Genomic DNA, 12,395 nt, shown 5'->3' with positions numbered 1-12,395 from the left:
GTGCTCCTCGGGAACGGGGGCCGGCTCTCCAGGGAGGTAGACCGATCGCGGGCCCGGAACTCATCGGCGCCGGAATGACACCCCGCAGCCGTGACCGCACCCGGGCCGCCGCGGGAACCCCGCCGCGCGGCACCGCACGGCACCGCGCCGCGCCGCCCACCGGCGGGTGAACACCTCCCGCGCCGCCCCGCTCACCCCCCGCCGAGCGCCTCCCGCACCGCGGCCAGGTCGGTGTCCGAGGCCAGCCCCGCGTGGTACAGGCGCAGTTCCGTCGCGCCCAGGGCGGCGGCGCGGGACGCGTCCGCGGCGAGGGTGTGCGGGCTGCCGCCCATGCCGGAGACCACGGTGAGGTTGGCGGCGAGGACGGTGTCCGGGCGGGCCTGCTCCGCGAAGGGCGTCAGCAGGCCGGCGCCGCCCGTGCAGGGCACGACCACGCCGTCCGCGACGGACAGGATGTGCGCGGGGTCGACGCCCGCGTTGGCGCCGCAGTGGTAGGACACGGGGTCGGCGTGGAGCAGGACCTCGAAGCCGGCGGGCGCGGCGGCGCGCACGGCCGCGACCGCCGCCTCCTGGAGCGTGCGCGCGGTGTCGTCCCGCCACACGCGCGTGGCGTTCGCCGTCTCCTCGCCCAGCAGCTTCCCGACCCCCGGCCAGCCCCCGTCCGAGGGCGCCGTCCCCTGCCACACCGGCTCCAGCGCGGCCCGCACGGCGGCGGCCAGTTCGTCGGCGTCCAGCCCCCGGCCGCCGTATCCGGCCCGGCAGTCCGGGCAGAAGCACAGCGACATCAGGTACTGCCCGGCGTCCCCGAGGGCGACCCCGCCCGTCTTGTCGTGGGCGTGCAGGTGGGCGAGCCCGTACCAGCCGAGGGACTCCAGTTCGGTGCCCCGCGCGCCGGGCCGCACCGCCGCCTCGGCCGCCAGGTCGGTGAGGTACGCGCGCGTGGCGGGCTGCGCGATGCAGGGCGCCCAGGGGTAGCGGTCGCCGTAGGCGTTGACGACCGACGTGTGCGGCAGCCGGGCGCCGAGCAGGGAGTTGTGGGCGAGGACGACCCACGTACTCACCTCCAGGCCCGCCCGCGCGAGCGCTTCCGCGGCCTCGCCCCAGGCGTCGCCCGGCGCCCAGTCGCCGGCCTCGGCGGGGCGCGGCTCGCGGCCCTCCCAGCGGGCGGCGTCCGGCGGGTACAGCACGGCGGCGTGCTCGACGGTGACGACGCGGTGGCGCGGGTGGCGCGGGGTGAGCGCGCGGGTCGAGTGGTAGGCGGAGGCCAGCGTCACCCGGGACACGCCGAGGCCGGCCACGAGACCGGGCGCGGCGGGGTCGCCGGTGACGTCCCACGGGTAGAGGAACGCCGACGCCTTCACCGGCCCGCCTCCCCGAAGGGCTCCGCGTCGAGCAGCGCGTAGCCCCGCTCGATGATCCCGGCGAGCTGCTTCACGTGATCCTCGGCCGGCTCCTGCAACGGGGTGCGCACCTCGCCCACGTCCAGGCCGCGCAGCCGCACGCCCGCCTTGACCAGGGCGACGGCGTATCCGCGGCCCTGGGCCCGCAGTTCGACGAAGGGCCGGTAGAAGCCGTCGAGCAGACGGTGCGCGAGGGCGTCGTCGCCGGTGCGCAGCGCCCGGTGGAAGGCGAGGGCGATCTCGGGCGCGAAGCAGAAGGCGGCGGAGGAGTACAGGGTGACGCCGAGCGCGCGGTAGGCGAGCTGGGTCTGCTCGGCGGTCGGCAGGCCGTTGAAGTACAGGAACCCGTCGTCCGGCAGCGCGGTGCGCACGGCGCTGATGACACGCTGGAGGAGGTCGAGGTCGCCGAGTCCGTCCTTGAGGCCCACGATCCCGTCCGTGCGGGCCAGTTCGACGACGCTCTCGGGGGTGAAGACGGCGTTGTCGCGTTGGTAGACGATCACGGGCAGGGAGCTAGCGGCGGCCACCTCCCGGTAGTGCCGCACGAGTCCCTCCTGGCCGGCGACCACCAGGTAGGGCGGCATGGCGAGCAGCCCGTCGGCGCCGGCCGCCTCGGCGGCGCGGGCGTGGCGCACCGCGAGGGCCGTGCCGTAGCCCGCGGCCGCGACCACCGGCACCCGTCCCGCCGTCTCCTCGACCGCCGCGCGGACGCAGGTCTCGAACTCCTCGGGCGTGAGGGCGTGGAACTCGCCGGTGCCGCAGCAGGCGAAGACGGCGGCGGCACCGGCGTCGACGCCCGCGCGCACATGGGTGCGGTAGGCGTCGAGGTCGAGGCCGCCGTCGGGGCCGAACGCGGTGACGGGGAAGAACAGCGGCCCACTGGGGGCGGTGATCCGTTCGGCGAGAGGGGCTGAGGTCACGAGCGCTCCCCATTCCATATGCATGATTCACGTCTACATTTCTGAACGCTACCACGCTAGGCCGCCGCACGCACACCGTCAAGCAGGCATCCCCTTGACGCACCCTCACCCATTCCCTAGCGTGTCCACGCATATGAACAACAGGCAGCCACGCGCACGGCTGCCCCGCCGCCGACCGGCAGAGACCCGGCAGCAGACCTAGGAGTCCCGAGGATGCCCGCTTCCCGCACCGTCCTGCTCACCGGCGCCGCCGGCGGCCTCGGCACCCTGATGCGGGACCTCCTCCCCGCCCACGGCCATGAACTGCGCCTGCTCGACCTGCGCCCCGTCGAGGGCGAGCCGGACGCGATCGTCGCCGACCTCGCGGACCGGGACGCGCTGCGCGAGGCGGTCCGCGGGATCGACGCGATCCTCCACCTCGCGGGCATCTCCCTGGAAGCCCCCTTCGAGAAGATCCTCAAGGCGAACATCGAGGGCACGTACAACCTGTACGAGGCGGCCCGCGAGGCAGGCGTCCGCCGCGTCGTCTTCGCCTCCTCCAACCACGCCGTCGGCTACACGCCGCGGCCGGTGGGCGACGACCCCCTCATCCCGGTGGAGACGCCGCGCCGCCCGGACACCTTCTACGGCCTGTCCAAGTGCTTCGGCGAGGACCTGGCCCAGCTCTACTGGGACAAGCACGGCATCGAGACCGTCTCCGTCCGGATCGGCTCCTGCTTCCCCGCGCCCACCAGCGTGCGCATGCTCTCGGTGTGGATGAGCCCGGCCGACGGCGCCCGGCTCTTCCACGCCGCCCTCACCGCCGAGGACGTCGGACACACCGTCGTCCACGGCTCCTCGTCCAACACCCGCCTGTGGTGGGACCTCGGCTCCGCGCGGGCGCTCGGCTACGAGCCGCGGGACGACTCCGAGCCGTACGCCGGGAAACTCCTCGCCGAGCAGGGCCCGCTGGAGCCGGGCAACCCCGCCCACGCGTACCTGGGCGGCCCCTTCGTGACCGACCCCCCGATCTGGCCGTACTGACCGGATCACGACCCCGGGGGAACCCGGGAGAACGCCAAGCGAACCCCAAACGAGGCGGACGGGCACCGAACGGGCCCGTCCGCTTCCGTATGCGGGCATCCGCGCTGCCCGTTCTCACCCCTCGGCGCGCTGCGCCCCAGGTCCGAGACGGGCAGCCGACGCCGGAAACGGGCCCACCCGGGCAGTATCGGGTCCGCAACAGGCCTGGTCAGTGCCGCCCGACCGCTGTAGAACTTCCCACACGGGCCCGAACGGGCAGCGGCACGGCGACGAGGCGGTGAGGCAGGTGTTCGGCATGGGCACGAGGACGGCGGAAGAACGCCAGCGCGAGATCGTGCGGGCCGCCCGCGCCACCGGCTCGGTCGACGTCACCGCGCTCGCCGCCGAACTGGGCGTCGCCAAGGAGACCGTGCGCCGGGACCTGCGCGCGCTGGAGGACCACGGCCTGGTCCGCCGCACGCACGGCGGTGCCTACCCGGTGGAGAGCGCCGGGTTCGAGACCACCCTCGCCTTCCGCGCCACCAGCCATGTGCCCGAGAAGCGCCGGATCGCCTCCGCCGCCGCCGAGTTGCTGGGCGACGCGGAGACCGTCTTCGTCGACGAGGGCTTCACCCCCCAGCTCATCGCCGAGGCGCTGCCCCGGGACCGGCCGCTGACCGTCGTCACCGCGTCCCTGCCGGTGGCCGGCGCCCTCGCCGAGGCGGAGGGGACCTCGGTCCTGCTGCTGGGCGGCCGGGTCCGCCCGGGCACCCTCGCCACCGTCGACCACTGGACGACGAAGATGCTGGCCGGCTTCGTCGTCGACCTGGCGTACATCGGCGCCAACGGCATCTCCCGCGAGCACGGCCTCACCACGCCCGACCCCGCGGTCAGCGAGGTCAAGGCGCAGGCCATCCGGGCCGCCCGCCGCACCGTGTTCGCGGGCGCGCACACCAAGTTCGGGGCGGTGAGCTTCTGCCGTTTCGCGGAGGTCGGCGCCCTGGAGGCGATCGTCACCAGCACGCTGCTGCCCACCGCCGAGGCCCACCGCTACTCCCTGCTCGGACCACAGGTCATCCGCGTCTGACGCCACGACCCCCTCCCCGCACGGCACACCCATACCCCTCAATGCCCCATACCTCCCCATATGTTCAGGAGCGATCCATGCGAACCCAGAGCCGACGGAGGCCGCGAGCCACGCTCGCCATGGCCGCCGCAGGGACGCTGCTCGCCCCGCTGCTCACCGGCTGCTGGGTCGGGGCGGGCGGCGCCGGATCCGGCGGCAACGCCATCAACGTCCTGATGGTCAACAACCCGCAGATGGTCGAGTTGCAGAAGCTCACCGCCGCCCACTTCACGAAGGAGACCGGCATCAAGGTGAACTTCACCGTGCTGCCGGAGAACGACGTCCGCGACAAGATCAGCCAGGACTTCGCCAACCAGGCCGGCCAGTACGACGCCGCCACCCTCTCCAACTACGAGATACCGATCTACGCCCGCAACGAGTGGCTTCAGCCGATGGACCCCTACGTCGCCGAGGACCCGGCGTACGACGAGAAGGACGTCCTCGGCCCGATGCGCGAGTCCCTCACCGGCGACGACGGCAAGCTCTACGGCCAGCCCTTCTACGGCGAGTCGTCCTTCCTGATGTACCGCAAGGACGTCTTCGCCCGGGAGGGCCTGGAGATGCCCGAGCGGCCCACCTGGACCGAGGTCGCCGACCTCGCCGCGCGGCTCGACGGTGCCGAACCCGGCATGAAGGGCATCTGCCTGCGCGGACTGCCCGGCTGGGGCGAGCTGATGGCACCCCTGACGACGGTCGTGAACACCTTCGGCGGCACCTGGTTCGACAAGGACTGGCAGGCCCGCCTCGACTCGCCCGAGTGGGAGAAGGCGACGAAGTTCTACGTCGACCTCGTCCGCGAGCACGGCCAGTCGGGCGCCGCCCAGTCCGGCTTCGCCGAGTGCCTCAACAACATGACGCAGGGCAAGGTCGCCATGTGGTACGACGCCACCTCCGCGGCCGGGTCCCTGGACGCGGCGAAGTCGCCGGTCAAGGGCAAGGTCGGGTACGCGCCGGCCCCCGTCGAGAAGACCGGCACCTCCGGCTGGCTCTACACCTGGGCCTGGGGCATCCAGAAGGCCTCCCGCAACGCCGACAAGGCCTGGAAGTTCGTCTCCTGGGCGTCCAGCAAGGAGTACGAGCAGCTCGTCGGCGAGGAGATCGGCTGGTCCAACGTCCCGGCCGGCAAGCGCGCCTCGACGTACGAGAACCCTGCGTACGTGAAGGAGGCCGCCGCCTTCCAGGAGATGACCAAGGAGGCCATCGAGGGCGCGAAGCCGAAGGACCCCGGCGTGCAGCCGCGGCCCGCGCCCGGCATCCAGTTCGTCGGCATCCCCGAGTTCACCGACCTCGGCACCAAGGTCTCCCAGGAGATCAGCGCGGCCGTCGCCGGACGCCAGTCCGTGGACGAGGCCCTGAAGAAGTCCCAGCAGCTCGCCGAGAAGATCTCCGAGGAGTACGAGGGACGATGACCGCCACGACCACGGCCCCCTCGGCCGCACCCGACCAGACCCGCCCCACCGTCCGCCCGCCGTCCTCCCGGCTGCGCGCCTGGGCCACCCGCGCCCCCCTCCTCCCCGCCCTGATCTTCATGATCGCGGTCACCCAGCTGCCCTTCGTGGCCACGCTGGTGATCTCCTTCTTCGACTGGAACTCCCTCTATCCGGACGCCCGGCACTTCACCGGCTTCGCCAACTACGGCGACGTCCTCGGCGACCCGGACCTGCGCAAGTCGGTGTGGACGACGATCCTGCTGACCGTGGCGGTGGTCCTGGCCAGCCTCGTCCTCGGCCTGGCCCTCGCCCTGCTGCTCGACCGGCGGTTCAAGGGCCGGGGCGTGGTCCGCACCCTGCTGATCGCGCCGTTCCTGGTGGTCCCGGTGGCGGCGGCACTGCTCTGGAAGCACGTCCTCTACAACCCCGAGTACGGACTGCTCAACGGGCTGCTGCACTACGTGGGCGGACCCCAGCCGGACTGGATCTCCAACACCCCGCTGCTCGCCGTCGAGTTGTCACTGATCTGGCAGTGGACGCCCTTCATGATGCTGATCCTGCTGGCCGGCCTGCAGAGCCGGGACCAGCAGCAGATCGAGGCCGCCCGGGTGGACGGCGCGGGCGACTGGCAGATCTTCGTCCACCTCACCCTTCCCCATCTGCGCCGCTACCTGGAGCTGGGCGCCCTGCTCGGCTCGATCTACATCGTCCAGAACTTCGACGCGGTCTTCACCATCACCTCCGGCGGCCTGGGCACGGCCAACCTGCCCTACACCGTCTACCAGAGCTTCTACCAGGCCCACGAGAACGGCCTCGCCTCGGCGGCCGGCGTCCTGGTCGTCATCGGCTCGATCATCATCGCGACCTTCGCTCTGCGCGTGGTGTCGTCCCTGTTCCGCGAGGAGGCCGGCCGCGCATGAGTGCCACCGCCGTACGACCCGCCACCACCACCGCCAAGCCGGGACGGACCCGCCGCAAGGCCGGCGCCGGACTGGGCCTGGTGGCCTGGCTGGCCGGCATCGTCTTCTTCCTGCCCATCGCGTGGATGGCGCTGACCTCCTTCCACTCCGAGGCGGACGCGGCCACCAACCCGCCGTCCTTCGCCGCCTCGCTCACCCTCGACGGCTACCGCGAGTTCTTCGGCGCGGGCGGCGGCGCCAGCCCCTGGCCGGCGCTGATCAACTCGGCGGTCGCGTCCGTCGCCTCGACCCTCTTCGTCCTGGTCCTGGCGCTGCCCGCGGCCTACGCCCTGTCCATCCGGCCGGTGAAGAAGTGGACGGACGTCCTGTTCTTCTTCCTGTCGACCAAGATGCTGCCGGTGGTGGCGGGCCTGCTGCCGATCTACCTGTTCGCCAAGAACACCGACATGCTGGACAACATCTGGCTGCTGGTCATCCTCTACACGTCGATGAACCTGCCGATCGCGGTCTGGATGATGCAGTCCTTCCTCGCCGAGGTCCCGGTCGCGATCATCGAGGCGGCCCGGGTGGACGGCGCGAAGCTGCCCACGATCCTGGTCCGCGTGGTCGCCCCGATCGCCCTGCCGGGCATCGCCGCCACCTCCCTGATCTGCTTCATCTTCAGCTGGAACGAACTGCTCTTCGCCCGGGTGCTGACGGGCGTGGTCGCCGAGACCGCCCCCGTCTTCCTGACCGGCTTCATCACCAGCCAGGGCCTCTTCCTGGCCAAGGTGTGCGCCGCGTCGCTCGTCATCTCCCTGCCGGTGCTCGCCGCGGGGTTCGCCGCCCAGGACAAGCTGGTCCAGGGCCTGTCGTTGGGAGCCGTGAAATGAAGGCCGCCGTCATCGAGTCCGTGGGCCGCGCCGTCGTCACCGAGGTCCCGGACCCGACGCCGGGTCCCCGGGACGTCGTCGTCGAGGTCGCCGCCTGCGGCCTGTGCGGCACCGACCTGCACATCCTGCAGGGCGAGTTCGCGCCCAAGCTCCCCATCGTGCCGGGCCACGAGTTCGCCGGCGAGGTGGTCGGCGTGGGCGCCCAGGTCACGGAGGTGTCCGTCGGCGACCAGGTGGCGGTCGACCCCTCCCTGTACTGCTTCGAGTGCCGCTACTGCCGCAACGGCCACAACAACCTCTGCGAACGCTGGGCGGCCATCGGTGTCACGACGGCGGGCGGCGCGGCGCAGTACGCGGTGGCCCCCGTGGCGAACTGCGTGAAACTCCCCGAGCACGTCCGCACCCAGGACGCGGCCCTGATCGAGCCGCTGTCCTGCGCCGTCCGCGGCTACGACGTCCTCCAGTCCCGCCTCGGCGCCCACGTCCTGATCTACGGCTCCGGCACGATGGGCCTGATGATGCTGGAGCTGGCCAAGCGGACCGGCGCGGCCAGCGTGGACATGGTCGACCTCAACCCGGCCCGCCTGGAGACGGCCCGCGGCCTCGGCGTCACGGGGTCGGCCGCGACCCCCGACGAGCTGGACCGCCCCCAGGGCTGGGACCTCGTCATCGACGCCACGGGCAACGCGGCGGCGATCCAGGACGGCCTCGACCGGGTCGCCAAGGCGGGCACGTTCCTCCAGTTCGGCGTCGCCGACTACGCGACCCGCGTGCAGATCGACCCGTACCGCGTCTACAACCAGGAGATCACCATCACCGGCTCGATGGCCGTCCTGCACAGCTACGAACGCGCCGCCGAGCTGTTCGCGAACGGCGTCCTGGACCCGGACGTCTTCATCAGCGACCGCATCGAACTGGACCGCTACCCGCAGGCGCTGGAGCAGTTCGCGGCGGGGGTGGGGCGGAAGATCGTGGTGGTGCCGTAGGCAATCCCTCCAGCCCGTCCGGCGCTTGAGGACGAGGCCGAAGGCCGACAGGGGGTCTGGGGGCGCAGCCCCCAGGGACGGGAAGGGAAGGGGCGGCGGGGGCGAACCTCCTGGGCCGGCCGCCCCAGACCACCGTCCGGCCGCCCCACCGTACGATCCCCGCCCGCCCAGACCCCACGGCTTCGCCCGCGGCGCCGCTGACCCCGATTGGCCGCCGGGTAAGGGAACGGTAAAACGCGCTCGCTCGTTCACCCGGCATGACAGCTATGACCCCCGGCTCGAACATCCCCCTCTCCGCCGCCCGCGTGACGGTGGACGTCACCGCTCCCGTGCGGCTCGACGTATCGGGCCTGCTGCTCACCGCCGACGGCAAGGTGCGCTCCGACGACGACTTCATCTTCTACAACCAGCCCAGCGGGCAGGGCGTGACCTACCGCTCCGGCGGCGGCAGCGCCCCGGACGCGATCGTGGTCGACACCGCCGCCGTCCCGCCGGGCATCGAGAAGATCGTCGTCACCGCGAGCCCGGACGCCGCGGGCCAGACCTTCCAGGGCATCGAACCGACCGCGACCATCCGCAACGCCGACGACCAGTCCGTCCTCGCCACCTTCACGCCCCCGCAGCTCGGCGCCGAGACCGCCCTGGTGATCGTGGAGGTCTATCTGCGCAACGGCGCCTGGAAGGCCCGCGCGGTCGGCCAGGGATACGCCAACGGACTGGCCGGCATCGCCACCGACTTCGGCGTCACCGTGGAGGAGCCGGCGCCGGCCGCTCCCCCGGCGCAGCCCCGGGCTGCCACCCCGCCGCCTCCGCCGGCCGCCGCGCCCACGATGCCCGCCGCACCGCCCGCGACACCGCCCGCGCCGCCCGCCCCCGCGCCGGGCACCGGCAAGATCAACCTGGACAAGGGCCGGGTCAGCCTCCAGAAGAACCAGACGGTCTCCCTGGTCAAGGGCGGCCGGCCGGTGCTCTCCCAGGTGAAGATGGGCCTCGGCTGGGAGCCGGCGTTCCGCGGCAAGGACATCGACCTCGACGCCTCGGTCATCGCCTACGGCCCGCAGCGCAACCACATCGACAGCTGCTACTTCGGCAAGCTCTCGATCGTCAACGGCGCGATCAAGCACTCCGGCGACAATCTGACCGGCGAGGGCGGCGGCGACGACGAGGTGATCGTCGTCGACCTCGGCCGGCTCCCGCAGGAGGTCAGCGGCCTGGTCTTCACGGTGAACTCCTTCTCGGGCCAGAAGTTCACGGAGGTCGCCAAGGCCTACTGCCGCCTCATCGACGCCGCCAGCGGCGAGGAGCTGGTCCGCTTCGACCTGACCGGCGCCGAGCCGCAGACCGGCGTGATGATGGCGAAGCTGATCCGCCAGTACTCGGGCGAGTGGGAGATGACCGCCATGGGCGACTTCGTCAAGTCCCGCACGGTCCGGGGCATGGTGAAGCCCGCCGGCCAGGCGCTCTAGGCGACCGCACGGCAAGGGGGCGCCCACCCTCCGGGCGCCCCTACCGCCGCTCCAGTCCCCCCATCAGCAGCGACAGATACCGCCGTACGTCCGCGCCGGCGTCCCCCGCGGCCGACTCGGCCGCCGTCACCACGCCGTGCACCAGCCGCAGCACCTCGACCGGTTCGACGTCCGGCCGCAGGGTCCCCTCCTCCTGCGCGGCGCGCACCAGCCGCCCCGCCGCACCCCGTACGCACTCCCCGCAGGCCGTGTCCCCGGCGGCGCCGAGCAGCGTCTTCAGCCCGCGGACCCGGATCATCCCGGCGCCCAGCTCCGCCAGCCACTCGCGGAGCGCCTCCCCCGGCGCCCGCTTGGCGGCGATCACTGCGGCGCGTGCGGCGATCGCCTCGATCCGGTCGAGGTAGGCGGCCTCCAGCAGCGCCCGCCGCGTCGGGAAGTGCCGGTAGAGGGTGCCGGCGCCCACCCCGGCCCGGCGGGCGATGTCGTCCAGGGAGGCGCCCTCTCCCCGCTCGGCGAACGCCTCGGCCGCCACCGCCAGCAACCGCTCGCGATTGCGCCGGGCGTCCGCCCGCATGGGCCTGACCTGCGTCATCGCACTACTCCCTGACCGGTGGCGTGCCTCGCCGCCAGCCTACCCAAAGGGGGTGCGCCGCGACGCCGGTGCTAGTGGCGCTGCCGCTTCCAGGGCCCCGTGATCGCCAGCATGATGCCGGGCGTCTGGATGTTGGCGTACAGGGTGCGCCCGTCGGGGGAGAAGGTCACTCCGGTGAACTCGCTGTACGACGGGTCGTCCTCGTCGCCGATGTTCAGCTCGTTGCGGGCGATGGGGTAGGTGCGCCCGCCGTCGGTGGCCCCGAGCAGGTGCTGGACGCCCTCGCCGTCCTCGGCGATGACCAGGCCGCCGTACGGGGAGACGGTGATGTTGTCGGGGCCGTCGAAGGCGCCGTCGGCGGACGGGTCGGCGTTGACGCCGAGGAGGACCTTGAGCGTCAGGGTCCGGCGCCGGGGGTCGTAGAACCAGACCTGGCCGTCGTGCGGCCGGCCGGGGCTCTCGTCACGGGCGTAGGAGGAGACGATGTAGGTGCCGCCGTCGGCCCACCACATGCCCTCCAGCTTGCGGGCGCGGGTGACCTGGCCGGCGGCGAACTGCTTGCGCACCGGGGTGGTCCGGGCGTCGCGGTCGGGGACGTCGACCCAGTCGACGCCGTAGACGGTGCCGGTCCTGGTCGCCCGGGAAAGGTCGTCGACGAACTTGCCGCCCGAGTCGAAGCACTTGAAGGCCTGGAGCACCCCGGCGTCGTCGGCCAGGCCGCGCAGCCGCCCGCGGCCGTGCCGGAAGTGCTCCGGCGGGGTCCAGCGGTACAGCAGGCCGTTGGGGCCGGAGGCGTCCTCGGTGAGGTAGGCGTGACCGCGCTTGGGGTCGATGACGACGGCCTCGTGGGCGTACCGGCCCAGCGCCTTGACGGGCTTGGGGTTCCGGTTGGCGCGCCGGTCCTCGGGGTCGACCTCGAAGACGTAGCCGTGGTCCTTGGTCATGCCGTTGGAGCCTGCCTTGTCCTCGGTCTCCTCGCAGGTCAGCCAGGTGCCCCAGGGGGTGCTGCCGCCCGCGCAGTTGGTGGCGGTGCCGGCGATGCCGACCCACTCGGCGACGTGGCCGCCGCGGCGGACCTCGACGACGGTGCAGCCGCCGGCGGCGGCCGGGTCGTAGACGAGGCCCTCGGTGAGCGGGACGGGGTGCGGCCATTCGTCGCGGTGGCCGCCGAGTTCGTGGTTGTTGACGAGGAGGGTGGTGCCGCGGGGCCCGTCGAAGGCGGCGGTGCCGTCGTGGTTGGACGGGGTGTACTCGCCGGACTCGAGTTTCGTCCGCCCCGAGTAGGTGATGATCTCGTAGCGGAAGCCGGCCGGCAGCGCGAGGATGCCGTCCGGGTCGGGGACCAGCGGCCCGTAGCCGACGCCCCAGTGCTCGTGCCCGTGCCCGTGGTCTCCGCCGTGCTCGTGGGCCGCGCTCTCGGTGTCGGTGGAGGCGAGGGCGTTCGGCGCGGTGGCGAGCGCGCCGACGCTGCCCGCCAGTGCGATTCCGGCGCCGGTGAGCGCGGATCGACCGGTGAAGTCCCTGCGGGTGAGCGACATGGTGTCTCCTGTGACGGTGGGCGTGCCGTGGAGGGTGGCGGAGCTCGGTCCGGCGTCACGGTCGCGCCCGTGCCTGAACAGGGGTCCCGTGCGTTCCTGAACGGCAGTTGAACTGGCGGAGACCTCTCCCCCGCGCCCCGGCG

At 72.7% G+C, this 12,395-nt stretch carries 11 protein-coding genes; 7 read left to right on the top strand and 4 right to left on the bottom strand.

Features of this window, described 5'->3' with window-relative positions:
• Positions 1-191 precede the first annotated feature (191 nt).
• Together IE108_RS29955 and IE108_RS29950 are read right to left on the bottom strand one after the other, a co-directional pair.
• On the bottom strand, positions 192-1,361 hold the full coding sequence (locus IE108_RS29955) for a hypothetical protein (RefSeq protein WP_064727247.1): 1,170 nt from the start codon (positions 1,359-1,361) through the stop codon (positions 192-194).
• Positions 1,358-2,320, bottom strand: a complete 963-nt coding sequence (locus IE108_RS29950) for a 5-dehydro-4-deoxyglucarate dehydratase (RefSeq protein WP_064727248.1) — start codon at positions 2,318-2,320, stop codon at positions 1,358-1,360. The genes IE108_RS29955 and IE108_RS29950 overlap by 4 nt, the downstream gene beginning before the upstream one ends.
• A gap of 213 nt (positions 2,321-2,533) precedes the next feature.
• Between IE108_RS29950 and IE108_RS29945 the strand changes: the two genes are divergently transcribed.
• From IE108_RS29945 to IE108_RS29915, 7 genes are all read left to right on the top strand, one after another.
• Complete coding sequence (locus tag IE108_RS29945) at positions 2,534-3,343, top strand: NAD-dependent epimerase/dehydratase family protein (protein WP_064727249.1); 810 nt, start codon at positions 2,534-2,536, stop codon at positions 3,341-3,343.
• A gap of 295 nt (positions 3,344-3,638) precedes the next feature.
• Positions 3,639-4,409, top strand: a complete 771-nt coding sequence (locus IE108_RS29940; protein ID WP_064727250.1) for a DeoR/GlpR family DNA-binding transcription regulator — start codon at positions 3,639-3,641, stop codon at positions 4,407-4,409.
• A gap of 77 nt (positions 4,410-4,486) precedes the next feature.
• The gene (locus tag IE108_RS29935; RefSeq protein ID WP_064727251.1) at positions 4,487-5,857 is read left to right on the top strand and encodes an ABC transporter substrate-binding protein; all 1,371 of its coding nucleotides are present in this window, start codon (positions 4,487-4,489) and stop codon (positions 5,855-5,857) included.
• Complete coding sequence (locus IE108_RS29930) at positions 5,854-6,798, top strand: carbohydrate ABC transporter permease (protein WP_064727252.1); 945 nt, start codon at positions 5,854-5,856, stop codon at positions 6,796-6,798. Before IE108_RS29935 ends, IE108_RS29930 begins: the two co-directional genes overlap by 4 nt.
• Complete coding sequence (locus IE108_RS29925) at positions 6,795-7,670, top strand: carbohydrate ABC transporter permease (RefSeq protein WP_064727253.1); 876 nt, start codon at positions 6,795-6,797, stop codon at positions 7,668-7,670. Before IE108_RS29930 ends, IE108_RS29925 begins: the two co-directional genes overlap by 4 nt.
• Positions 7,667-8,656, top strand: coding sequence for a zinc-dependent alcohol dehydrogenase family protein (locus IE108_RS29920; RefSeq protein ID WP_064727254.1), 990 nt, complete (start codon positions 7,667-7,669; stop codon positions 8,654-8,656). The genes IE108_RS29925 and IE108_RS29920 overlap by 4 nt, the downstream gene beginning before the upstream one ends.
• Before the next feature lie 266 nt (positions 8,657-8,922).
• Positions 8,923-10,122 (top strand): TerD family protein, encoded by a 1,200-nt coding sequence (locus IE108_RS29915; RefSeq protein ID WP_107420109.1) that lies wholly within the window; start codon positions 8,923-8,925, stop codon positions 10,120-10,122.
• A 40-nt stretch (positions 10,123-10,162) separates the two neighbouring features.
• On the opposite strand, the gene IE108_RS29910 is transcribed toward IE108_RS29915, so the two are convergent.
• On the bottom strand, positions 10,163-10,714 hold the full coding sequence (locus IE108_RS29910) for a TetR/AcrR family transcriptional regulator (RefSeq protein WP_064727256.1): 552 nt from the start codon (positions 10,712-10,714) through the stop codon (positions 10,163-10,165).
• Between the two features lie 71 nt (positions 10,715-10,785).
• On the bottom strand, positions 10,786-12,252 hold the full coding sequence (locus IE108_RS29905) for a PhoX family protein (RefSeq protein WP_064727257.1): 1,467 nt from the start codon (positions 12,250-12,252) through the stop codon (positions 10,786-10,788).
• Positions 12,253-12,395: the final 143 nt, after the last annotated feature.

It is taken from the genome of Streptomyces parvulus (genome assembly GCF_014648855.1).
Taxonomy (GTDB): domain Bacteria; phylum Actinomycetota; class Actinomycetes; order Streptomycetales; family Streptomycetaceae; genus Streptomyces; species Streptomyces parvulus.
The sequence above is the reverse complement of the archived record's forward strand: the minus strand, read 5'-3'. Positions and strand labels throughout refer to the sequence as shown.

Excerpts from the sequence above, each read along its gene's own strand:
- IE108_RS29915 (WP_107420109.1), top strand. The coding sequence starts at position 8,923 with ATGACCCCCGGCTCGAACATCCCCCTCTCCGCCGCCCGCGTGACGGTG.
- IE108_RS29930 (WP_064727252.1), top strand. The coding sequence starts at position 5,854 with ATGACCGCCACGACCACGGCCCCCTCGGCCGCACCCGACCAGACCCGC.
- IE108_RS29910 (WP_064727256.1), bottom strand. The coding sequence starts at position 10,714 with ATGACGCAGGTCAGGCCCATGCGGGCGGACGCCCGGCGCAATCGCGAG.
- IE108_RS29925 (WP_064727253.1), top strand. The coding sequence starts at position 6,795 with ATGAGTGCCACCGCCGTACGACCCGCCACCACCACCGCCAAGCCGGGA.
- IE108_RS29920 (WP_064727254.1), top strand. The coding sequence starts at position 7,667 with ATGAAGGCCGCCGTCATCGAGTCCGTGGGCCGCGCCGTCGTCACCGAG.
- IE108_RS29905 (WP_064727257.1), bottom strand. The coding sequence starts at position 12,252 with ATGTCGCTCACCCGCAGGGACTTCACCGGTCGATCCGCGCTCACCGGC.
- IE108_RS29935 (WP_064727251.1), top strand. The coding sequence starts at position 4,487 with ATGCGAACCCAGAGCCGACGGAGGCCGCGAGCCACGCTCGCCATGGCC.
- IE108_RS29945 (WP_064727249.1), top strand. The coding sequence starts at position 2,534 with ATGCCCGCTTCCCGCACCGTCCTGCTCACCGGCGCCGCCGGCGGCCTC.
- IE108_RS29940 (WP_064727250.1), top strand. The coding sequence starts at position 3,639 with ATGGGCACGAGGACGGCGGAAGAACGCCAGCGCGAGATCGTGCGGGCC.